Source organism: Lysinibacillus sp. FSL K6-1151, assembly GCF_038630755.1.
Classification (GTDB): Bacteria; Bacillota; Bacilli; order Bacillales_A; family Planococcaceae; genus Lysinibacillus; species Lysinibacillus fusiformis_D.
On sequence record NZ_CP152040.1, the window covers coordinates 3,040,922 to 3,063,558 of the forward strand.

The following is a 22,637-nucleotide window of genomic DNA, read 5'->3' on the forward strand; positions in this document are numbered from 1 at the left end:
TTTACAAATTGTAAGTATAAAGGAAAGTGCAGTTTTTGTAAAGAAAAGAAGACAGATGCTTTTTCGAATGGGCTGATTGCGCGTGTGTACATGATGTCATGAAAATAAAACGCGATAAAGGAGGATTGACTTTGAGTATTCAATTTTTACAGCAATTGTCACAAAGCACAGATAAGGAAATTGTCGCGATTGCTCGTGAAGAAGGCTTTAACATTACGACTTCGGAAGTCAAAAAACTTCGACCTTATTTGGAGCAATTCTCATTTTCTTGGCTTTTTTTAGGCATTCCAAAGGACATTCTAGTAGAAGTTGAGGCGGTTTTAGGAAGAAAGCGCTCTCGTCAACTCATTGCATTGTTTACAAAGTAAAAAGAAGCCCAAAATCAGTGTACTATACTGATTTCGGGCTTCTTTATCTTGCTCCATATCGGGTATTAGCCTTTTAACGCTTCAATATGCTCAGGCTTAAATGTACCACTTCGTAGCATTTCAATTTCAACTTTATACGGAGCTACCTTAGATTTTGCATCACTATTTAGCGGCACAAATGGTGTTTCTAAAATTTTAGGAACATTCATCAATTGCGGATGGTGCACCACATAGTTTAGGGCATCAAAGCCAATATGACCAAAGCCAATATTTTCGTGACGGTCTTTACCAGCACCTCGCACATTTTTTGAATCATTAATATGCAAGACTTTAATGCGATCCACACCGATAATTTTATCAAATTCGTTTAATACACCATCAAAATCTTCCACAATATTATAGCCAGCATCATGTGTATGACAAGTATCAAAGCAGACAGAAAGACGTTCGTTATGAGTGACGCCATCTATAATTTTCGCAAGCTCTTCAAAGGAGCGTCCACATTCTGTCCCTTTCCCTGCCATTGTTTCTAAAGCAATTTGAACGGGATAGTCTTGTGTTAATACCTCATTTAAGCCTTCAATAATTTTCGCAATCCCAGCGTCAGCACCAGCACCGACGTGAGCACCAGGATGCAAAACAATTTGCGTTGCTTCCAGTGCTGCTGTACGTTCAATTTCAGATTGTAGAAAATCAACCCCAAGGCGGAATGTTTCTGGTTTTTCTGTGTTGCCGATATTAATAATATAAGGTGCGTGCACAACAATATTCGTCATGCCGTGCTCTTTCATATGCAGGAGACCATTCATAATGTTTAAATCCGCAATGGCTTTACGACGCGTATTTTGCGGAGCTCCTGTATAAATCATAAATGTATTAGCACCGTAAGATAGTGCCTCTTTACTAGAGCCAAGCAGCATTTCTTTCCCACTCATCGAAACATGTGAGCCAAGTAACATGTAAAAGCCCCCTTATTTTTTACCTCGTGCTTTTAAGCGACGTTCACGTTTTTTTATTTTTTCCATTTCCCATTTCATATTACGTTTATAGCCAGGTTTAACTTTTTTAGGCTTACGCACTAACGCTTTCGCTTTCACATCGATTTCATTCTCTTGCTTCACTCGATTTTTACGTGCGTGACGTTCTTTTAACTCAGACCATTCGCCATCTTTTACGTCTTTTTGCACAAATGGAATGCCCATTTTTTCGACACGAACTACTGCATCCTCATCAGACGGTTCAAATAAAGTAATGGCTGTTCCTTTATTGCCTGCACGTGCTGTACGTCCAACTCGGTGAATGAAGAATTCCAAGTCCTCTGGAATTTCATAGTTAATAACATGAGAAATTCCTTGAATATCAATACCACGTGCCGCTAAATCAGTAGCAACAATGTATTGATAGTCGAGTTCACGAATTTGCTTCATCATCTTTTTACGATCACGTGGACTTAAATCACCATGAATTTGGCCACAACGGATGCCATGCTCATTTAAATAACCAGCAACATGCTCTGCCGTTTTACGTGTGTTAGTAAAAATAACGGCTAAAAACGGATTGATACCTTCAATGACTTCTAATAAACGTTTGTTACGAGATTTTGAGCGCACTGGCACAAGTACAAAATCGATACCTTCTGCCACTGGTCGTTTATCATTCATATGGATGTGCACTGGAGCTTCCATATATTTCTTTAAAAATGGCTGAAGTTTTTCTGGAATCGTTGCAGAAAAAACATACATTTCAAGCTTTTCTGGCATCTGTGAAGCAAATCCATCAATCTCTTCTATGAAGCCCATATCGAAAGCTAAATCTGCTTCATCGACAACTAACATTGGTGCCGTATGCACAAATAACGCTTGTGCTGAAACAAGATCACGAATACGTCCAGGTGTTCCAACAACAATTTGAGGTTGTGTTTTTAATTTATCAATGGAGCGTTGTTTGTCCGTACCCCCAATAAATAGTTTCGCTTGAATAGCAGTTCCTTCTATTAATTGATTTAAAGCATCAAAAATTTGCTGTGCCAGCTCTCGTGTAGGGGAAGTAATAACGGCCTGTACTTCCTGTTTTTCTGCATCAATACGTTGAACAATTGGAATTAAAAAACTATGTGTTTTCCCTGTTCCCGTATGTGCCTGTCCAATGGCACTCTTCCCTTTTAATAAAAGTGGAATAATTTCTTTTTGAATTGGTGTCGGTTCTGTAAAGCCAAGTTTTGCAATGGCGTCCTGCAAAAATGGCTGAAAATTATAATCAGTATATTTTGACATCATTCGTTCCTCCTAACATCTTTTTCATTGTACCATGATTCGAACTTTAAGGTATATTTACGTCCTATTTCTTACAAGCATAAACATAATTTTAGTGTTTTATAATCACCGTAACAAAGCCCTTATCAAAGGTACTTGAAATACGCAGAATATGCAATCAAAAAAGCGCTGTAACAATGTTCGAAAACGCTAGTAATATGTAATTTTTATGTCAATTTATAGTGAACTAATGATTAGCATATTTCCCACATGTTATGATGGTGCTGTAAGATATTATAGGAGGTTGATAGATTATGAAAGCAGCAAGATGGTATAAAGCAAAAGACATCCGTGTAGAAAACATTGAAGAACCAGTCATCACACCTGGAAAAGTAAAGATTAAAGTACATTGGACAGGCATTTGTGGTAGTGATTTACATGAATACGCAGCTGGGCCAATCTTTATTCCAGTGGAGCAACCTCACTATGTAAGTAAAGATATCGCACCAATTGTTATGGGACATGAATTCTCAGGAGAAGTCGTAGAAATTGGCGATGGTGTAACATCCGTTAAAGTGGGAGATCCTGTCGTTGTTGAACCGATCCTTGCATGTGGTGAATGTGCAGCGTGTAAAAAGGGGAAATACAATATTTGTAAACACCTAGGTTTCCACGGTTTATCAGGCGGTGGCGGAGGATTCTCTGAATATACAATGGTAGATGAAAAAATGGTTCACAAAATGCCAGAAGGTCTTTCTTATGAACAAGGGGCACTTGTAGAGCCAGCAGCAGTTGCCTTACATGCAGTACGTCAAAGTAAATTGAAAGCTGGCGACAAAGCGGCTGTATTTGGAACAGGTCCAATCGGGCTTCTTGTGATCGAAGCATTACGTGCAGCAGGCGCAGCAGAAATATATGCTGTAGAGCTTTCAGCAGAGCGTGCCGCAAAAGCTTTAGAACTTGGTGCAACAGCCGTAATTAACCCTAAAGACGAAGATGCAGTAGCTCGTCTACATGAATTAACAAACGGCGGCGTAGACGTTGCCTTTGAAGTAACAGGTGTTCCAGTGGTATTACAACAAGCCATTGATTCCACAACTTTTGAAGGCGAAACAATCATCGTATCTATTTGGGAGTCTACTGCATCTATTCAACCAAACAATCTTGTTCTATCAGAGCGTTCAGTCAAAGGAATTATCGCGTACCGTGATATTTTCCCAGCAGTAATGGAGCTCATGACACAAGGTTACTTCCCTGCGGACAAGCTTGTCACAAAACGCATTGCACTTGATGAAGTGGTGACAGAGGGTTTCGAGGCATTAATGAAAGAGCGAAATCATATTAAAATCCTTGTAAATTCACAAGCTTAATATAGAGAGACAGGTAGAGAGGCTTCCTCTACCTGTTTTTTAATCTTTAACTTTATCCATTTTCCCCTTAATTTCCAGATTCGCCATAAGGAAGTTCACCTTATTTTCTCCAAATACTCCTAATGTACGTTTTTGTATATTTGCCTCTATAATTTTATTAATTTCTTCCTTTGAAAGCCCACTTGCTTGGGCAATTCGGTCCACTTGTATTTGTGCCGCCTTCACACTAATATGTGGGTCTAATCCTGAACCTGAGGCAGTCATTAAATCAGAAGGTATATCTTGTCGTTGTACGGATGGATTTGCAAGTAAAAACTTCTCGATATCTGCCTCTATCCGTTTCTTCAATTCTGGATTCGTTGATGCATAGTTAAATGTACCAGAGCTAACACCACTGTAGCTCACTTCGCCATTGTCATCTGGTAGCATATCCTCTTTCGTATAAATATTATAGTTAACAGATGAAACACGCCCCCAGAAATATTCTGGAGCAGTAAAATTTTGACCGATTAATTCAGAACCAACCGCTTGACCGTCCATTTCGATTAAACTGCCATTTGCTTGTTGATGAAACACCCCTTGGGCTAAAGCTGTCACGGCAAACGGGTATATTAAACCACATATAATGAACATGGCGATTGTTATAAGTAATGCCTGCTTAGAACTATCAAAAATTTTTCGCATATAGCTTCCTCCCTATAATCCAACTATACGAAATAATGGTCCTACTAGTAGATCAATGATTTTAATGCCAATAAACGGTGCTATTATTCCGCCAACACCGTACACAAGCAAATTTTTATTCAATAATTTCGCGGCACTCATTGGCTTATACTTAACGCCTCTCATGGCGATTGGAATAAGCAATGGAATAATGACCGCATTAAAAATTAAGGCAGAAATAATGGCACTAGTAGGTGAATTGAGATTCATAATATTTAATGCTTTCATCTCAGGTACAGCAACCATTAGCATAGCTGGAATAATAGCAAAATATTTTGCGATATCGTTTGCAATACTAAATGTAGTTAAAGCACCGCGAGTCATTAGCAACTGCTTGCCAATTTCGACAACTTCAATAATTTTAGTTGGATTTGAATCTAAATCAACCATATTCGCAGCTTCCTTTGCTGCATTGGTTCCTGAATTCATGGCAAGCCCTACATTCGCCTGTGCCAGTGCTGGCGCATCATTCGTACCATCACCCGTCATCGCTACAACTTTACCTTGTGCCTGCTCGTCTTTAATCACTTGGATTTTATCTTCTGGCTTACTTTCTGCAATAAAGCTATCTACGCCCGCTTCCTTTGCGATTGCTGCTGCAGTAAGTGGATTATCACCCGTACACATAATCGTTTTAATGCCCATTGCACGAAGTTGTTCAAAGCGTTCCTTCAGTCCAGCCTTGACGACATCCTTTAAATAAATGACCCCTAAAATTTTATCGTTTAACGCTACTAACAGTGGTGTCCCACCAACAGAAGACACTTGTTGAACCAATTGATCCAAATTGCTAGGAATGCTATGACCTGCTTTCATACATTCTTTTTTTATCGTATCAGTGGCTCCCTTTCGAACTTTAGTGCCATCTAGTGTATCTAAACCACTCATTCGTGTCTGTGCGGTAAATGGAATATGCTCACTTGACTTAATCATGTTTTCTTCACTGTCCGTATTTACCCCTAATTGGGTGGCCAATGATAAAATAGATTTCCCCTCTGGTGTATCGTCTGTTAGAGAACTTAGCCATGCAGCTCGAATTAAATCCTTAGTTTCCACCCCTTTTACTGGTAAAAACTCAGCTGCCATGCGATTTCCATACGTGATCGTTCCTGTTTTATCTAGGATTAATGTATCTACATCTCCACATGCCTCTACCGCTCTACCAGACATCGCAATAACATTAAATTGTGTTACTCTATCCATTCCTGCAATTCCGATCGCCGACAATAATCCACCAATTGTTGTCGGAATTAGACAAACTGTCAGGGCAATTAATGTAGCGATAGAAATCGGCACATTTAAATAAGTTGTCATTGGGTAGAGTGACACCACAACTAATAGAAAAATAATCGTTAAACTTACAAGAAGTGTGTTAAGTGCTATTTCATTTGGTGTTTTCTTGCGACTAGCTCCTTCAATAAGCGTTATCATTTTATCTAGAAATGATTCACCAGGCATGGAAGTAATTTCGATTATCAACCAATCACTTGTCACCGTCGTCCCGCCCGTAACTGACGAAAAATCTCCGCCCCGTTCTTTCACTACAGGAGCAGATTCACCTGTAATTGCGGATTCATCTACAGTAGCAATTCCGTCAATGACCTCCCCGTCATTGGGAATGACCTCTCCAGCTTGAACTAACACCATATCTCCTTTTTTTAATTCATGTGCCAGTTTAAAAATTTCAGAACCATCATTTAGCAAAACACGTGCCTGTGTCACTGTCTTTGTTTTTTTTAATGTTTGGACCTGTGCTTTCCCTCTTCCTTCTGCAATCGACTCTGCAAAATTGGCAAATAGAATCGTAACAAATAGAATAATAGCTACAATACCATTATATAATCGTGCATGTTCTCCACTCTCATTACCAAACAAATTTGGAAAAAGAACTAATAGTAACACGAACAAAAATCCTACCTCCACAACAAACATAACAGAATTCTTCAGCATATATATGGGGCTAAATTTCTTAAAAGCATCTATTAATGCTCTTTTTAGTATGACGCCAGTCATAAAACTTTTTCTTGCTGTTTCCATATGTGTCTCTCCTCATTAAGAATAAAGTTGTAAGTGCTCTGTAATTGGACCAAGTGCTAAAGCTGGTAAAAATGTCAGCGCACCAATCATCAAAACGACAGCCACAAGTAAAAAAGTAAAAGTTGTCGTATCCGTTTTTAATGTCCCTACTGAATCGCTATGCCTTACTTTATTAGCAAGTAAAGAAGCGATAGCTAATTGAATAATTATAGTTACATAACGACCAAAGAACATAGCAAAACCTGTTGTTATATTCCAAAAGGTTGAATTATCCGCTAAACCTTCGAAGCCAGAGCCATTGTTGGCAGAGGCAGAGGCAAATTCATATAGAACTTGTGATAATCCATGTGCCCCTGGATTCGTTATTCCAGCTATTCCAGATGGTGTTGCAACCGCAAGTGCTGAAAAGAGCAAAATAATAGCAGGATGAATTAGAATACAAAGAGCAATTAATTTCATTTCTTTTTCTTCGATTTTTTTACCTAAAAACTGTGGAGATCGACCAATCATTAGACAGGCAATGAAAATGGTCAGCAGGACATACATCATCATGTTCATCAGGCCAACTCCTTTGCCTCCGAACACAACATTGAGCATCATATTAAACATAGGTACTAGACCACCAAGTGGCGTTAAAGTATCATGCATATTGTTAATAGACCCTGTAGTAAATGCAGTCGTTACAGTCGTAAATAATGCCGATTGTGCTACCCCAAAGCGTATTTCTTTTCCTTCCATACTCCCAAGCTCCTGTGTAATGCCGAGTTCACTAATGAATGGATTACCAGCCTTCTCTGCAATGTACACAGTCACTAATCCTACGAGGAACAATATACTCATTGCCGTAAAAATAGCTAACCCCTGTTTTCCAAAAATAGTTTTCTCTTTTCTGTAGGCAACCATCAGACTAAAAGCGACGACACATGCCCCTGGTAATAACATCATAGATAACATCTCTACTATATTTGAAAGAACGGTCGGATTTTCAAAAGGTGTGGTTGAATTGGCTCCGTTAAAACCACCACCATTTGTCCCTATATGTTTAATAGATTCAAGAGAAGCAATAGGTCCAAGTGCAATATCTTGCAATTTACCCTCTATTGTTTGTACTGTTTGATTGCCATTGAAGGTTTGGGGTGATCCTTGAGATACTAAAATAAGAGCCACAACAATGGAAAAAGGCATTAAAATACGAGTAATAACACGAACAAAATCGACAAAAAAATTCCCTATCGTATCTGTTTTAGCTACTAATCTACGACAGAAAGCCATACAAGCGGCATAACCTGTAGCTGCTGATGTAAACATCATAAAAGTAATGACTAGCATCTGTGATAGATAGCTGAGTCCAGATTCACCACTATAGTGTTGAAGATTTGTATTCGTTATAAAAGAAATAATTGTGTTAAACGAAAGAGTAGCTTCCATGTTGTCAATATTATTTGGATTTAAAAATAGTAATGCTTGAATGCGTAGTATTATATATCCCACAAACACCATCATGGCATTTGAAATAATTAATGAAAGTACATATTCTTTGCCCGTCATATCAAGTCGTTTAATGCCGCAAACTTTATAAATTGCTGCGTCGACTTTATCTAATAGAGGATCAAGCCAAGTTTTTTGTTGTAATGTTACTCGATATAAATAATGACCCGTTAAAATAACGAGCGGTAGATAGATAATGAGTACGATGGCTATTTGCCACATAGTGTGTCCCCCCAGCCTTTAATAATTTTCTGGATAAAGTAATGCATGCCCTAAATAACCAAATAGAAATACTAGTACTACTCCCATAAAAATCCACAAATTGACTTCCTCCTCGTTACTCTTCTACTAGTTTGTAGCACCATACTGTTAACGCCAAAACACAAGCAAAGCTTATGATTAGTAAGCCCATCATAAAAAAATCCATCAATCGTAACACCTCTTCTCCTTAAGGATGCTCTCATCATACTGACTTTCAAATTAATGTAGTGTTAGGAAATCCTTTTTTCTATTAAGAAAGGATAAAGAAGCAAAATCTTTACACTTTCTTAATGGAAGTTAACGCTATAATACAAATGAGGTGAAAGAGGATGGAAGATAAACGCCCAACTCCAGAGATGTTTCTTGCGAGGCTTCAACAGGAGGAACAAACTAAAGGGAAATTAAAAATCTTTCTCGGCTATGCTGCAGGGGTAGGTAAAACTTATGCCATGTTAGATGCGGCACATCAGGCACAAAAACTCGGTAAAGATGTAGTGGTTGGCTATGTGGAGCCGCATCCTCGTCCAGAAACGTTAGCATTACTAGAAGGACTTGAGCAAATTCCTACAAAGATAATAGCCTACAAGGGAAAAATATTTCAGGAATTGGATATAGATGCCGTATTGCAGCGCCAACCAGAAATTGTCCTGATCGATGAATTGGCCCATTCTAACGTGCCAACGATGCGGCACAAGAAGCGTTTTGGAGATGTTGAAGAACTACTTGCTAAAGGGATACATGTTTTTACAACTGTAAATATTCAGCATATTGAAAGTCTTCATGATTTAGTAGAAGAAATCACTGAGATTAAAGTGCGAGAACGTATTCCTGATTATTTAATTGATCAAGCTGCACAAATAAAAGTGGTCGATATTGAACCAGACGAATTAATTCAACGTCTGCAAGATGGAAAGGTATATGTCAAGCAACAGGCAGAGAAAGCTTTACATTCTTTTTTCCGCAGACAAAATTTAGTATCACTACGGGAAATCGCATTACGACGAACAGCCGATACAATCAACTATCAACAATTAAACAGTAACGAATCTGTCAGAAATTATGTACAAATTGAAGAACACTTACTTGTAGGAATCAGTAGTTCTCCTACAAATGCAAAAGTGATTCGAACTACTGCAAGGCTTGCACAAGCCTTACATGGCAAATTTACCGCTCTCTATGTTCAAAACATGCAGGCACATGAAAGAAATCACGCCGATTCAGAACGCTTACAACAGCACATCAAACTTGTTGAACAGCTTGGCGGTCATGTTGTCATTGTTCAAGAAGATGACGTAGCCGCAGCCCTTGCCAACTATGCTCAAGTTAGTGGTGTCACTAAACTTGTCATCGGTCGAACAAGTATGAGAAAAAAATGGTGGCAGCCAAACACCAAAATTAGTGATCGCCTTAACGAATATGTGCCGAATTTATCTATACACATAGTGCCAGATCAAGAAAATGAACAATTCTACTTTCCTAGTATCAAAAATAAACTGGCATTTGAATGGCTTGATCTATTTAAAATGTTTATCGTATTTAGCGTAATATCCATAGTCGGCTTATATTTGTATTCCATTGATATTAGTGAGCCTAATATTATAACCATTTATATTCTAGGTGTTCTCATTCTTGCTATTTGGTCATCAGGATGGATAATGAGCATTATTAGCTCTATCGTTGCTGTTTTACTTTTTAATTATTTGTTTACAGAGCCACGGTTTTCATTTGATGCGTATCATCGTGACTATCCTATGACTTTTTTTATCATGTTTCTCTCTGGTGTAATTACAAGTAGTTTAACGAAAAAGATCAAGGCGCAAACTACTATAGCCATACGGAAATCTTATCGAATGGAAGTACTCCTTGAAACGAATCGGAGACTGCAACACGCAAAGTCTATCGAAGAAATTATTACGGAAGGTATGACTCAAATTGTCAAATTAGTAGAAAAACCTGTGCAATTTTTTGAAATAGACAATCAGGTAATTGGGAAATCTACTTTTTTCCGAACGGAGAAAATATCTGCAATAGAAAATCAAAAAATAGCTACACTTTTCAATAATCCAAACGAGCATGGCGTCGTGAGCTGGGTGACGAATAATAAGCATGTAGCTGGTGTATCAACAGATATATTTCCTGAAGTGAGTGCTTACTATATACCTGTTATTTCTAATAGTCATGTTAAGGGGGTTATTGGTATTGCACTGTCTAAATTATTGCCTCTACCTGCATTTGAACGCAATATTTTGCACGCCATCATTAATGATTTTTCATTCGCAATGGATAAATGGTATTTACAGAAGCTCAATGAAGAAGTAGCGCGAGAGGCTGAAATGGAGCAGATGCGAGCTAACCTGTTACGGGCCATATCCCATGACCTTCGAACACCGCTTACTGCTATTTCTGGAAATGCGGATATCTTACTGAATAATGCATCATTAATACCTGATAGTGAAAAAAACAAATTATATGAGGATATTTTTAATAATTCAAAATGGCTTGTCCAAATGGTAGAAAACTTACTAGCTGTTTCTAAGCTAGAGGATGGACAATTTGCTTTAGAAATGCAAATGGAATTAGTAGAAGATATTATTCAAGAGGCTCTTTCCCATGTTGTTCACCAAAACAATTCTCATAAAATATCCTATCAAATAGAACCAGAATTTTTATTGAGCCTAATGGATGCTAGATTGATTATACAGGTTTTCGTCAATATCATTGATAATGCATTGACTTACACCCCTCCAGGCAGTGACATTACTATCTCGGTGAAGGAATGTGATGGTTTAGTAAATTTCAGCATTTCGGATAATGGGCCAGGAATTGATGATTCCTTAAAAGGTAGCTTATTTGAGCCGTTTACGACTGGCAAGGTCCAACGCAGTGATAGTAGACGAGGACTGGGGCTAGGCTTAGCACTGTGTCAAACAATTTTAAAGTTACATGGTAGTCACATAACTGTTTCAGATAATAAACCGCAAGGAACAATTTTTAACTTTTCACTGAAAAAGGAGTAAAGAAATTTGATGAATAAACGAATTCTAGTAGTAGAAGATGATGTGGCCATTGCCAATTTAATTAAAATGACATTATCTACCCAGCATTATGAATTCGACATTGCTCAAGATGGGAACAGTGCACTTCAAAAAGCTATTACCATGAAACCAGATGTTTATATTTTAGATTTAGGACTACCGGACATGGATGGTGTAGAGCTTATTACAAAAATTAGAAGTTGGACTCAAACGCCCATTATTGTCGTCAGTGCGCGTGGGGAAGAATATGATAAAATTAACGCTTTGGATGCAGGTGCAGATGATTATGTCACGAAGCCCTTTAGTGTGGAAGAATTATTAGCAAGAATTCGTGTAGCATTGCGCAGAGCAGCCTATGAACATCCACCTGAACAGGAAAGTTCAACATTTACCAATGGTTATCTTCAAATCAATTATGTCAATCAAACAGTATTAGTGAATGGAAAAGAAATACATGTCACACCTATTGAATATAAACTTTTAGTTGTTTTATCCAAGCATGTTGGAAAGGTTCTAACCCATAATTTTATTTTAAAAGAAATCTGGCATAATGCCCTTCAATCAGATATTCCAAGTTTACGAGTTTTTATGGCAACACTTCGAAAAAAAATAGAAGCCGACCCAGCACAGCCTAAACTTATACAGACACATGTGCGAGTCGGCTATCGAATGCTTCGCTATCATGAAGATGAATAAAATAAGAAGATCGAAGCAGAAGGTTTATTTGCACTTCTGCTCTTTCATTGATGAATTCGCCTTAGAAATTATCGCACCCCACCATTAGCCTTTGCATATCATAGCTATAGTCAGGTATGTCATCAATGAAAAACAAGTAGAAAGGAGATCATTATGGTATTTCGACAACCTTATCCATACCCTATGTATCCGGGTGGCATGAGAATGCCCATGCCCATGCCAACACCTTCACAGATGTCGCCACAGTCCTTTTTTCCGCCTGGAGGCTTCCCTGTTCCACCACGAATTCCAGGCGGCTTTCCAATGGCTAATGGAATAGGTTCCTTTGGAGGGCAAATGCCGATGCCACCTGTGCAAGAAGCTTCGAAAGTCGGTTCGTTTTTACAGCAAGCCAACAGTTTATTCAATACGGCTAAAACCTATACCCCTTATATCCAACAAGCCATGCCGATGGTGAAAAATATTCCATCTCTTTTAAAATTGTACAAAGGATTCCAAGGACTTCCTTCCGCTGGAGCTGGCGCTGAAGCAGCAGGTAGTGATAGTAAGGCCGCTACTGGAAGTAGACGATCATCTAGGCAAAGTGCATCATTTACGCCAGCTGAACCACTTCCATCCAAACCACGTATTTTCCAACCACCTATGTAAATGAACGTTTCTTTGTATTCACCGTCCCTGTCCGTTATAATGTAGATAGGTAAGCTTGAAAGGAGTCACAACCATGCAAGTATTGAAAATTAATCCACGTGGCTATTGCTACGGTGTTGTCGATGCGATGGTGATCGCACGTAATGCCGCACTTGATAAAACATTACCAAGACCTATCTACATCTTAGGGATGATTGTGCATAATAAACATGTCACAGACGCGTTTGAAGAGGATGGTATCATCACGTTAGATGGTGAAAACCGCCAAGAAATTATTGAGCAAGTTGAAACAGGTACGGTCATTTTCACAGCACACGGTGTTTCACCAGAAATTCGTGAAATTGCGAAGCGAAAAGGCTTAGTGTCCATTGATGCTACATGTCCTGATGTAACAGTTACTCACGATTTAATTCGCGAAAAATCTGCAGAAGGCTATGATATTATTTACATTGGTAAAAAAGGACATCCCGAGCCAGAGGGTGCCATTGGCGTTGCTCCGGATCATGTCCACTTAGTGCAGTCCTCTATTGATATTGATGCGTTACAATTAACGAACGATAAATTACTTGTCACAAATCAAACGACAATGAGTCAATGGGATGTCGCCCATTTAATGGATAGTTTAAAAGAAAAGTTCCCACATATAGAGGTACACAAAGAGATTTGTTTAGCTACACAGGTTCGTCAAGAAGCTGTTGCTCAGCAAGCAGGAGAAGCGGATTTACTAATTGTTGTAGGTGATCCTAAATCAAATAACTCCAACCGTTTAACACAAGTCTCTGTAGAAATTGCAGGAACACCATCCTATCGAATTGCTGACGTTTCAGAGCTAAAAGTAGAATGGTTAAAAGGCATTAACATTGTAGCTGTCACAGCAGGTGCTTCTACGCCAACACCGATTGTAAAAGAGGTTATTTCCTTCCTTGATCAATTTGATGAAAATGACCCTTCTACACACGAGATTAAGCGTACGGTAACATTAAATAAAATCCTGCCGAAAATTAAAACACCAACACCTGTTGATAAAATTTTGCCTTATTAATTAACAGCTAAAAAATCCTGGTTGCCATGATGACAATCAGGATTTTCTCTATTTACTAAAATAATAGTTGATAGGGCGACCAATGCCTCCATAATGGACATCCATTGTAATTTCCTCTTGCTTCTCTAAATAATCCAAATATCTTCTGGCCGTTACACGGGCAATTCCTATTCCACTTGCTACCTCTTCAGCCGATGCACCATCTACCGATTGTAAAAAGTGCACCACCTTTTCGAGTGTTGTACGATTAAAACCTTTTGGAAGATTTTTCTCTGATTGTAGTGTATGTGATAGCTCTATGTTATTTTTTTCATCACGATAATGAAATAACTGATCCAATTCTCCCTGTGTAAGCTCTCGTTCTATTTGTGTTTGCTTCTTAAAGCGTAAATAATTGTCAAGTGTCCCTTTGACTCGTTCAAATGAAAATGGCTTCATAATATAATCAAAGACACCTAGATGCAGTACCTGTTTCACCGTCTCCATATCATTCGCAGCCGTTACAGTGATGACATCCACTGGTAAATCCAGCTCGCGTATTTTGCGTAAACTCGTAATACCATCTTGCTCGGGCATAAAAATATCCATAAAGACTAAATCAGGCTGATGATGACGAATTTGTGTAATGCCCTCTAAGCCATTAGATGCCTGTCCAATCACTTGAAAATGTTCTACCTTTTCAATAAATTGACGATTTACCTCTCGCACCATTGGATCATCCTCAATTAATAATACTTTGATTTGTGCCACTGTCTGCCCTCCATCCAATTATGAATAATAAAAGGTGATTAAAAAACTTGTCCCTTTGTTGGGTTCACTGATGACTTCAATATCACCCTGTCCTTTTTCAACGATTTCTTTTATTAGGAACAACCCTATTCCACGGTAGTTTTTCTCTTTTGTAGAATAACCATTGTCAAATATGTGCTGTTTGACCTCTTCCGTCATGCCAACACCGTTATCCGTTACTAAAATCGCAAGGACATCCTCATCTTCATCTACTGAAACATGAATCACTTTCTCCTCAACCTGTACATCTTTTAATGCATCAAATGCATTCTCGATTAAATTACCAAATAGAATAACGAAATCATGATGATCCAAATTAGGTGGGAAGGATGTTAATCGACTTTCACGATCAATCTCTAGTCGAATTCCTTGTTCTTTAGCATAAGAAATTTTACTAAGCAATAGCCCAGAAATATTTTCATTTTTTATACGTTCATTTAAAAAATTCGTGATTTCATCATGTTCTTCCTTCACTTGCGTTATATAAGTGAGTGCCTGTTCATGATGACCGAGCTGTAAAAGACCTGCTATCGTATGCAGTTTATTTTTATGCTCATGCGTTTGTACGCGCAGAGCTTGGACAAAAGCTCGAACGCCCGTTAGTTCTTCTGCAAGCTTTTTCACTTCCGTACGGTCTTTAAACATGGCTACTGCCCCGACGGTTTCCCCATTAACCTGTATCGGAATTCGGTTACTCATAATACTATGATTATTAATATATAGCTCACGATTAAATAATGGCTGATCTAGCTCTAAAATTTCTGGAAGTCGTGTATCAGGCAGGACATGAAAGATTTTCTGACCAATTAGTACAGAGGGTTTTTCATGAACACCTAATATATCACAAGCTTTTTCATTAAAAATTGTGATGGTTAAATCATTGTCGATGGCAATGATGCCTTCATGCATGGCATTAAATGTTTCTGTACGCTCCACATACATTTTGGCAATTTCATGAGGCTCTAATCCAAACATTTGCTTCTTCATATGAAGCCCTAAAGTTCGTGCACCCCATACACTAAAGATTAAAGATAATAGAACAGTAATCATCAGCTCTGTTTCCATTGATTGTAGTAATTCCACTACTGTAAGTACACTGAACCCCACTACCGTAACACCGATTTGTTGACCTTCTTGATTCATAATCGGTACAAATGCACGCACCATATCACCATGCTCTCCACGAGCGATCGACGTATAATAATGCTCAGAAAACGCAGCGTTTAAATCACCCGATTGCGATATTCGACCAAGTTCCTGGCTATTGGGGTGAGAATATTTTCGACGTTCCATATCAAGAACAACAATATACTTTGCTCCATTGATATCACGGATTTCTTCTACTACAGGGTTAATATGTTGAATGGCCTCGAGGTGATTTTCGCTAGCAATATACGTTTTTATTTCAGGAAGCTGTGAGACGGTTTTGGCCACTAGTAGTGCTTGATCACTTAGTTTTGTTTTCTGTTCATTCATCACAAACCCTAATAAGAAAGTACCACCAATACTAAAGGAAAGCATCAGAATAAAAAACGTCAGTGACATGATTTTTCTCTGCATCGATAACTTTTGAAATTTCAAGATGGCCGCCTCCCTCCTACTATATTTTAGCGTACTCCATATGTTAGAATAACAAAAACATCAGAAAATACGAATAAATTGGGTGTATTCAATGAAAAAATTTATTATAGGAACGATGATTACTGTCTTTTCTTTAATCGTTACCATTAGTATTCAGCAAGGATTACTCTTTGCCAAGCCACTTCCCTATGATGATGAGCAAAATGGGTTAGACACACAAATAACGATTCATTTGAGTCATGTAGTTGCTGAGAATACGCCTAAAGGACAAGCGGCCAATAAATTTGCTGAGCTAGTAGAAGAAAAAACAAATGGGAAAGTTAAAGTACATGTCTACTCAAATTCTTCTTTATTCAATGATGAAAATGAGTTCCAGGCTTTACAAAAGGGAGACGTAGAAATGATTATTCCTACTTTTTCGAAGATGACCGCTTATGTTCCTAATTGGCAGGTATTGGATTTACCTTATTTATTTAAGACAGATGATGAAGTCAAGGAGGTTCTGACGGGTTCTATAGGTGAACAATTAGTCAACGAACTAGAGCCGTTTCATATTAAGGGACTTGGCTTTTGGTACAATGGTTTTAAGCATTTAACCTCTTCTGATCATCCTATCCATACATTTAAGGATTTACAGGGCTTACGTGTGCGAACGATGCCTAGTAAGACATTGGAAAAGCAATTTGAAGTGGTCAAAGCAACGCCTATGCCCATTTCCTTTAGCGAGGTTTTTACAGATTTAGAGAAGCATGCGATTGACGCGCAGGAAAATACAGCATCGAATATTTACTCAAAAGGTTTTTACAAAGTACAGAAACATATGACCATCACCCAGCATGGTATTTTGGGCTATGCTGTGTTAATGAACGAAACCTTTTGGAATTCCTTGCCTGTAAAAATTCAACACCAATTGTTGGATGCCATGAAAGAAACAACAGATTGGCAATTTGAACAGGCTGCACTGATGAATGAAAAAGATATGCAGAAGCTTAAACAGCAAGATGACTTTGATGTTTATACAATGAGTCCACTAGAAAGACAGCGCTTTAAAGAGCAGCTTGCGCCTGTCTACGATTTTTATAAAGCCCATATTCAAAATGATCGCATCTTAACAGAGATTGAAAAAATCGTTGCGCCTTAATACTTTTGTTCATTAATGAAAGATCCTTACTAACCGTAAGGATTTTTTCTTTTGTATTATAATAGATTAGATAATCTCAAATCTACTATAAAACAGCCTGAAACCCCTGTTATTACTAGCTTTATCTCTCCCCTCCCTAAAAAATGAACAAAATGAACAATACAAACATTACGGTCATAAACACTATTGTCGGAAAATTTCAGCTATGATAACCACATGAAAGCGTTCACACAATATTCATAGATGTTGTAGGGGGAGAACTATTATGCGGATAAATTTTAAAAACTTAACAGTACAAGTGTTGATTGCCATTGTACTAGGGATCATTGTCGGGGCAACATTCCCTGAGTTCGGGGCAAAGCTAAAAATATTAGCGGACATCTTTATTAAACTAATTAAAATGTTAATAGCACCGATTATTTTCTTAACAGTCGTCATCGGTATTGGTAGTATGGGGGATGTCAAAAAGGTTGGGAAAATTGGTGGGAAGGCTTTAATTTATTTTGAAATTGTCTCAACATTTGCACTTGCGATTGGCTTAATTGTTGTCAATATTGTTCAACCAGGAAAAGGCTTTAATACAGATGCTGCCAGCGGTGCTGATGTTTCACAATATACAGATGCGGCGGCTGCAGAACATGGCTTAGGTGCTTTTATCATGCAAATTATCCCTGAAAATGTGGTAGGTGCATTAGCGAATGGTGAATTATTACCTGTCTTATTCTCAGCTGTTTTATTTGGACTAGCTGCAGCAGCGATTGGAGAACCAGCAAAACCTGTTATTAAATTTTTTGAACAAGTAGCAGATATTTTCTTTAAAATTGTTAACATGGTAATGAAAATTTCTCCTATTGGTGCGTTCGGTGCCATGAGTTATACAATCGGAAACTTCGGACTTAAATCACTTGGAAATTTAGGATTTTTAATGTTATCCGTCTATACTACAATGTTTATTTTTATTGTTGTGATTATCGGATTAATTACACGCTACTTCGGCTTTAGTATTTTTAAATTTATTAAATACATTAAAGATGAAATTTTTATCGTTATTGGGACATCTTCATCTGAATCTGCACTACCTTCCATGATGCGTAAACTTGAAAACTATGGTTGTTCTAAGCAAGTAGTAGGGCTCGTTATCCCAACTGGTTACTCGTTTAATTTAGATGGCACTTCCATTTATTTATCAATGGCTGCTATCTTTATTGCACAGGCATATGGGGTGGATTTAGATGTTTGGCATCAAATTACGTTACTAGCCATCTTAATGCTTACCTCTAAAGGAGCAGCTGGTGTAACAGGCTCTGGCTTTATTACACTTGCCGCAACATTGGCAGCCTTTCCTATGATTCCAGTAGAAGGAATTGCCCTATTAATTGGCGTAGATCGCTTTATGTCAGAGGCACGTGCAGTGACAAATCTAATTGGAAACGGCGTGGCAACAGTGGTCGTGTCAAAAATGGAAAAAGAATTTGATACGGAGCAAGAAAAACGTGCTCTTGCAGGACATACTTCAATGCCATAACAACAAAAAGGCTACTGAAAGCGAAATATTCGCCATTTCAGCAGCCTCTTTGTTTGGAAATAAAGTGATTATGTTACATTGCTCGGCTTGTTCTTTAGTAAGTAAATTTTCTTGAAACCTCCTCGACTGCTTACTCGTATAGATAATGACTGGAGGTTTCTTTATGGCAACATTTACACTTACCTACCCAAAAGCTTTTAAAAGCTTTACGGATATCCCAATCGTGAATGAACACAACGAAACAATATGTATGCTTCAAAAAGTAGATCGTTCCTCTACTGGTAAAATACTGAATGCCGTCCTGCTAGTAGCGGCTCAGCAAACATTACCGTATCGTTATGAAACGCGAACTACGTCAGGAGCACCACTTTTTCAAGTACAATCTACTCTATTAGCAAAAGGGGTCAGCCATCAAATTAGGATGCCTGATGGTAGCTCGATACCGATTCAGCGAAAAACAGTCCAATTATTAGAATCCTCTTATGCATTCAAAATGGACGATTTACATTTTCGATTTGAAAAGGATTTTACCTCTACAGCTTATTTATATTGCAATGATGAAAAGATTGCCAGTGCAAATCCTATTGAAAACGAACTAGTACGAACAGGCATACTATTTAAGCTTTTCCAAACAGACGATATGCACTTCGTTGCACTCCTAGCAACCCTTTATCAAGCACTCTTTGCATTCACTACATAGCCATGACAAAGGCATCGAGCGTTATTTCTCGATGCCTTTGTCATGACTTAAGATAGCTAATTTAGTTTTTCCCGCTGTGTATTTAATATGTTAATGACATAGGACTGATTTGGTGATGCATTTGTTTGTAAAATCTTCTTAATGGCTTGTTCCATCCTCATAGCTAACTGTAAATCTTCATGAGTGGCACTCTTTATCGTTGTTTGAATCGTAATGGTTGTTCGATTTTCAATGACTAAATATTCGTATACATCAAAAGTCTCTAAGCCTTTGATTAAATCTTCCATCAACAGGTTAATATCAGCCCCCAGCATTTTGTTGTCATCAAGCAATGAAGTAAACTCCCATCTTTCAAAAACAATCGGATAGTCCTTTAATGCGGAGGTTTTAATCACATTTTTTGCAATGGATTCCATATCTTTTTTGACGGACTGGAAATAGTCTTCTTCGCCTACAACCTGGATCACCAATTCCTTTTCTGCAGTCGTTTTGACATCAATGCCAATATACTTTTCAAGAAGCTTATCCTTCAATCTAGATAGGCTCAACTCTTCATTCGTAATAAGCGGTTGTCCCTCTTTTGTTGTTTCTGATTTATTATCTATTTTTATTTTATCAAACAGGATCAATAGAGATATGATGACGACTAACAATCCTATAACAAGCCCAAACCGTTTGACCATTGAATCCCTCCTGTTACGAAGGTATGACCCCATTCAAAACAATATTCACTGTTTTCATGGTCCTGTTCTATCAAATTTATCTCATCGAATAGCTTGTCATTGGATTGCTTATTTTTACCCACATATTCCGGGACACGAAATAAATTTGCTTGTTTTTGTCCATTCTGTGTTACGCTTTTCAAAAAGGAGTACACTAAAGGGGTAGTAATTCTATCATTTTGGAGGGTTTTATATGGGGACAAAAGCAGCGGAAATTAAAAATATGCTAACATTGAATCTACTTATACAAATTTTAGAGGAACGTGGCATTATGACTGATAAAGAATTAAAGGAACGCCTCACAAATACAGTAAAACTATCTTCTATGGAGAATGATTTAAAAGAAAAAGTCATTGAAGAAATCAAACATTAATGGTAGCTGTCTCAACCAAAGGGCCACTTTCATGTTGATCGTATTACTGAAAGTGGCCGTTCTATTAATTTGAAACTCATAGGAAAAATCTCTACTCCTGTTACGATTTCCATTGTAAAGTTGCATTTTATTTTAATATGGAACTACCTTCAAAAATGATCCTCCAGTATCCTTTGATTAATCCCTAATCCGATAGATTATTTCCTGTAAATTGATCAGGGGCCACTTGTTTCTTTACTTTCATTGCGATTAAATAAACAACGATCGAAACAAATAAAGATAGTACTGCAGGTAAACCCATTGGATTTACATATTGGAAATAGTACCCAATCATAACAGCTGCAACGACAGCAATGGTAGCCATCCAATTCCATCCTTTTATTTCAACCCATTGTCTTTTACGGATTAAAAAGAAGTCAGCAAACATAACACCTGCTATTGCTGGATAGAGCAAAGCCGTTAAATACAGGAAGTCTGTAAAGTAATCTAGAATGCCCATTAACGCAATGATTATGGCAATTATGGTACCAATAAATGTGAGTAACGCACGTCCCTTACCTGATGTCACATTTAAAACATTAGCTAACGCTAATCCCATACTGTAATTGTTAACCAATTGAGATGTCCAAGTAGCTAACCATAAGATGAGAAAGCCCCAAACTGGAAAACCTAAATTCATCATAACATTCACGATATCAGGATCTCCCACACCCACAGACATGATGGCTCCTACAATAAATAGAGGGAATCCAATTAAAACTATCCCACTTGGAATAATAAAATTGTCTTTCCAAGTCGGCTTTGCGTAACGAGTGTAGTCAGAAGCAATTACCCATTGTGACACATTGACACCAATTACAAGGCTAATAGCTGCCATTATGGTCATCGATGGTTCAGGACTCCAAGTTGCAATTGTCTGCCAGCCCGTATTTTTTAATGCTAAATAAATACCACCAACAATTAACAATAAACCCGATGGGACAGCTAAATAATCTGTCCACTTCATTGAACCATAGCCAATAATTGAAGGTGCAGCAAAAAGAAGACCTGCCACTGTCGTGACTATTGCCCAAGCTAACCAGTCATGTTTATAGTCGATCCCAAACATAGCAGCAATGGCATTTCCAGCAACAGCCGTTTGTAATGCCCACCAGCCAAGTGAAACAATAAATATTGTCAATCCAACTATTAACTTAGCTTGAACCGTTCCAAAGCTTGTTTTGGCAATAACTGAAGAAGGTAGCCCTGTTTTTGCACCGATATATCCTTGTAATGCATTACCAAGCCATTGAAAAACAAATAAAGCAATGATCAATATTAAAAAAATCTTACCTAATCCGAAACTAGCCGATAAACTTGCTCCTACCATTAAAACGGGAATGGTAAATTCAAGCCCACCAAATATCATTGTTGGTGTCATCCAATGTTGACGATCTTTCTCTGGTATTGGCGTTAATGCAGGATCTTTCCCAAGCATAGATGTTTTTTCTGTGTTGACTTCATTTTTCATTTTACTTAACCCCCTTACTGTATGTGTTTATTCGTAGCTTGTTTTCTATTAAATCTCTTTATCTTATATCCAATAGCGCATAGACAAGTTCAACCACTTCATCACTATCATTTTTACACCAATGAGGTTCTCCAGCAGGAATATAGGAAGCTTCTCCTTGTGAAATTCGGTAATTTTCTCCACCGGATTCTCCAGTTAAAGTACCTTTTACAATAAAGGAGTACTCATTTTCTAAATGAGAAGTTGTCCCTTCTAATGGTAACCGCTCCCCTGGTTTTATTTGGACAAAGCCAAACTTTATTTGGCTATCGTTGTATTTGTCTTGAAATAGGTTCTGTTGAACAATATCTTTCTGTGATACTTCTTTAATAATCAT

20 protein-coding genes are annotated in these 22,637 nt (G+C 37.9%); 10 read left to right on the plus strand and 10 right to left on the minus strand.

The window, feature by feature from the left end:
- The first annotated feature begins 131 nt into the window (after positions 1-131).
- Entirely contained in the window at positions 132-368 is a 237-nt protein-coding gene (locus MHI04_RS14670) for an endonuclease IV (protein WP_036120418.1), read from the plus strand.
- A gap of 65 nt (positions 369-433) precedes the next feature.
- On the opposite strand, the gene MHI04_RS14675 is transcribed toward MHI04_RS14670, so the two are convergent.
- Positions 434-1,327 (minus strand): deoxyribonuclease IV, encoded by an 894-nt coding sequence (locus MHI04_RS14675; RefSeq protein WP_141905082.1) that lies wholly within the window; start codon positions 1,325-1,327, stop codon positions 434-436.
- 12 nt (positions 1,328-1,339) lie between these two features.
- The gene (locus tag MHI04_RS14680) at positions 1,340-2,641 is read right to left on the minus strand and encodes a DEAD/DEAH box helicase (RefSeq protein ID WP_036120423.1); all 1,302 of its coding nucleotides are present in this window, start codon (positions 2,639-2,641) and stop codon (positions 1,340-1,342) included.
- Positions 2,642-2,934: 293 nt separating this feature from the next.
- Between MHI04_RS14680 and MHI04_RS14685 the strand changes: the two genes are divergently transcribed.
- Positions 2,935-3,990, plus strand: coding sequence for a 2,3-butanediol dehydrogenase (locus tag MHI04_RS14685; RefSeq protein WP_036120426.1), 1,056 nt, complete (start codon positions 2,935-2,937; stop codon positions 3,988-3,990).
- 39 nt (positions 3,991-4,029) lie between these two features.
- Here MHI04_RS14685 and kdpC read toward each other — a convergent pair whose 3' ends face one another.
- Genes kdpC through kdpA form a run of 3 tightly spaced genes read right to left on the minus strand, consistent with a single transcriptional unit; the run spans position 4,030 to position 8,460 of the window.
- A complete protein-coding gene (gene kdpC, locus MHI04_RS14690; protein ID WP_058844120.1) occupies positions 4,030-4,674 on the minus strand; it encodes a K(+)-transporting ATPase subunit C in 645 nt (214 codons plus the stop codon).
- A gap of 12 nt (positions 4,675-4,686) precedes the next feature.
- Entirely contained in the window at positions 4,687-6,750 is a 2,064-nt protein-coding gene (gene kdpB, locus MHI04_RS14695) for a potassium-transporting ATPase subunit KdpB (protein WP_342534971.1), read from the minus strand.
- Between the two features lie 15 nt (positions 6,751-6,765).
- Positions 6,766-8,460 carry a potassium-transporting ATPase subunit KdpA gene (kdpA, locus tag MHI04_RS14700; protein WP_058844118.1) on the minus strand — a complete coding sequence of 565 codons (1,695 nt, stop codon included), beginning with the start codon at positions 8,458-8,460 and terminating at the stop codon, positions 6,766-6,768.
- Between the two features lie 368 nt (positions 8,461-8,828).
- On the opposite strand from kdpA, the gene MHI04_RS14705 reads away from it, so the two are divergent.
- From MHI04_RS14705 to MHI04_RS14720, 4 genes are all read left to right on the plus strand, one after another.
- Complete coding sequence (locus MHI04_RS14705) at positions 8,829-11,516, plus strand: sensor histidine kinase KdpD (RefSeq protein ID WP_101966493.1); 2,688 nt, start codon at positions 8,829-8,831, stop codon at positions 11,514-11,516.
- Between the two features lie 9 nt (positions 11,517-11,525).
- Positions 11,526-12,230, plus strand: coding sequence for a response regulator transcription factor (locus MHI04_RS14710; RefSeq protein ID WP_036120442.1), 705 nt, complete (start codon positions 11,526-11,528; stop codon positions 12,228-12,230).
- 153 nt (positions 12,231-12,383) lie between these two features.
- Entirely contained in the window at positions 12,384-12,878 is a 495-nt protein-coding gene (vrrA, locus tag MHI04_RS14715; RefSeq protein ID WP_036120445.1) for a VrrA/YqfQ family protein, read from the plus strand.
- Between the two features lie 73 nt (positions 12,879-12,951).
- Entirely contained in the window at positions 12,952-13,920 is a 969-nt protein-coding gene (locus tag MHI04_RS14720; protein WP_036120448.1) for a 4-hydroxy-3-methylbut-2-enyl diphosphate reductase, read from the plus strand.
- 48 nt (positions 13,921-13,968) lie between these two features.
- Here the strand turns inward: MHI04_RS14720 and MHI04_RS14725 are convergent, their stop codons facing one another.
- Positions 13,969-14,670, minus strand: a complete 702-nt coding sequence (locus MHI04_RS14725) for a response regulator (RefSeq protein WP_036120451.1) — start codon at positions 14,668-14,670, stop codon at positions 13,969-13,971.
- Between the two features lie 18 nt (positions 14,671-14,688).
- Entirely contained in the window at positions 14,689-16,230 is a 1,542-nt protein-coding gene (locus MHI04_RS14730; RefSeq protein ID WP_180957793.1) for a sensor histidine kinase, read from the minus strand.
- Between the two features lie 151 nt (positions 16,231-16,381).
- Between MHI04_RS14730 and MHI04_RS14735 the strand changes: the two genes are divergently transcribed.
- From MHI04_RS14735 to MHI04_RS14745, 3 genes are all read left to right on the plus strand, one after another.
- Positions 16,382-17,431 (plus strand): TRAP transporter substrate-binding protein, encoded by a 1,050-nt coding sequence (locus MHI04_RS14735; RefSeq protein WP_141905087.1) that lies wholly within the window; start codon positions 16,382-16,384, stop codon positions 17,429-17,431.
- A gap of 265 nt (positions 17,432-17,696) precedes the next feature.
- Positions 17,697-18,956 (plus strand): dicarboxylate/amino acid:cation symporter, encoded by a 1,260-nt coding sequence (locus MHI04_RS14740; protein ID WP_036120458.1) that lies wholly within the window; start codon positions 17,697-17,699, stop codon positions 18,954-18,956.
- Between the two features lie 163 nt (positions 18,957-19,119).
- Positions 19,120-19,656, plus strand: a complete 537-nt coding sequence (locus MHI04_RS14745; protein WP_036120461.1) for a hypothetical protein — start codon at positions 19,120-19,122, stop codon at positions 19,654-19,656.
- 56 nt (positions 19,657-19,712) lie between these two features.
- Here MHI04_RS14745 and MHI04_RS14750 read toward each other — a convergent pair whose 3' ends face one another.
- Positions 19,713-20,339: a hypothetical protein gene (locus MHI04_RS14750; RefSeq protein ID WP_036120464.1), complete on the minus strand. Its 627-nt coding sequence runs from the start codon at positions 20,337-20,339 to the stop codon at positions 19,713-19,715.
- Positions 20,340-20,571: 232 nt separating this feature from the next.
- On the opposite strand from MHI04_RS14750, the gene MHI04_RS14755 reads away from it, so the two are divergent.
- A complete protein-coding gene (locus MHI04_RS14755) occupies positions 20,572-20,751 on the plus strand; it encodes a hypothetical protein (RefSeq protein WP_036120467.1) in 180 nt (59 codons plus the stop codon).
- Positions 20,752-20,935: 184 nt separating this feature from the next.
- Here MHI04_RS14755 and MHI04_RS14760 read toward each other — a convergent pair whose 3' ends face one another.
- Together MHI04_RS14760 and MHI04_RS14765 are read right to left on the minus strand one after the other, a co-directional pair.
- A complete protein-coding gene (locus MHI04_RS14760; protein ID WP_342534972.1) occupies positions 20,936-22,261 on the minus strand; it encodes a cytosine permease in 1,326 nt (441 codons plus the stop codon).
- Positions 22,262-22,319: 58 nt separating this feature from the next.
- A complete protein-coding gene (locus MHI04_RS14765; RefSeq protein ID WP_036125397.1) occupies positions 22,320-22,637 on the minus strand; it encodes a cupin domain-containing protein in 318 nt (105 codons plus the stop codon).

Coding starts and splice junctions, on each gene's coding strand:
- MHI04_RS14730 (WP_180957793.1), bottom strand. CDS start 16,230: ATGCTTTCCTTTAGTATTGGTGGTACTTTCTTATTAGGGTTTGTGATG.
- MHI04_RS14745 (WP_036120461.1), top strand. CDS start 19,120: ATGGCAACATTTACACTTACCTACCCAAAAGCTTTTAAAAGCTTTACG.
- MHI04_RS14760 (WP_342534972.1), bottom strand. CDS start 22,261: ATGAAAAATGAAGTCAACACAGAAAAAACATCTATGCTTGGGAAAGAT.
- MHI04_RS14750 (WP_036120464.1), bottom strand. CDS start 20,339: ATGGTCAAACGGTTTGGGCTTGTTATAGGATTGTTAGTCGTCATCATA.
- kdpB (WP_342534971.1), bottom strand. CDS start 6,750: ATGGAAACAGCAAGAAAAAGTTTTATGACTGGCGTCATACTAAAAAGA.
- MHI04_RS14720 (WP_036120448.1), top strand. CDS start 12,952: ATGCAAGTATTGAAAATTAATCCACGTGGCTATTGCTACGGTGTTGTC.
- kdpC (WP_058844120.1), bottom strand. CDS start 4,674: ATGCGAAAAATTTTTGATAGTTCTAAGCAGGCATTACTTATAACAATC.
- MHI04_RS14755 (WP_036120467.1), top strand. CDS start 20,572: ATGGGGACAAAAGCAGCGGAAATTAAAAATATGCTAACATTGAATCTA.
- MHI04_RS14735 (WP_141905087.1), top strand. CDS start 16,382: ATGAAAAAATTTATTATAGGAACGATGATTACTGTCTTTTCTTTAATC.
- MHI04_RS14765 (WP_036125397.1), bottom strand. CDS start 22,637: ATGATTATTAAAGAAGTATCACAGAAAGATATTGTTCAACAGAACCTA.
- MHI04_RS14675 (WP_141905082.1), bottom strand. CDS start 1,327: ATGTTACTTGGCTCACATGTTTCGATGAGTGGGAAAGAAATGCTGCTT.
- kdpA (WP_058844118.1), bottom strand. CDS start 8,460: ATGTGGCAAATAGCCATCGTACTCATTATCTATCTACCGCTCGTTATT.
- vrrA (WP_036120445.1), top strand. CDS start 12,384: ATGGTATTTCGACAACCTTATCCATACCCTATGTATCCGGGTGGCATG.
- MHI04_RS14710 (WP_036120442.1), top strand. CDS start 11,526: ATGAATAAACGAATTCTAGTAGTAGAAGATGATGTGGCCATTGCCAAT.
- MHI04_RS14705 (WP_101966493.1), top strand. CDS start 8,829: ATGGAAGATAAACGCCCAACTCCAGAGATGTTTCTTGCGAGGCTTCAA.
- MHI04_RS14680 (WP_036120423.1), bottom strand. CDS start 2,641: ATGTCAAAATATACTGATTATAATTTTCAGCCATTTTTGCAGGACGCC.
- MHI04_RS14685 (WP_036120426.1), top strand. CDS start 2,935: ATGAAAGCAGCAAGATGGTATAAAGCAAAAGACATCCGTGTAGAAAAC.
- MHI04_RS14740 (WP_036120458.1), top strand. CDS start 17,697: ATGCGGATAAATTTTAAAAACTTAACAGTACAAGTGTTGATTGCCATT.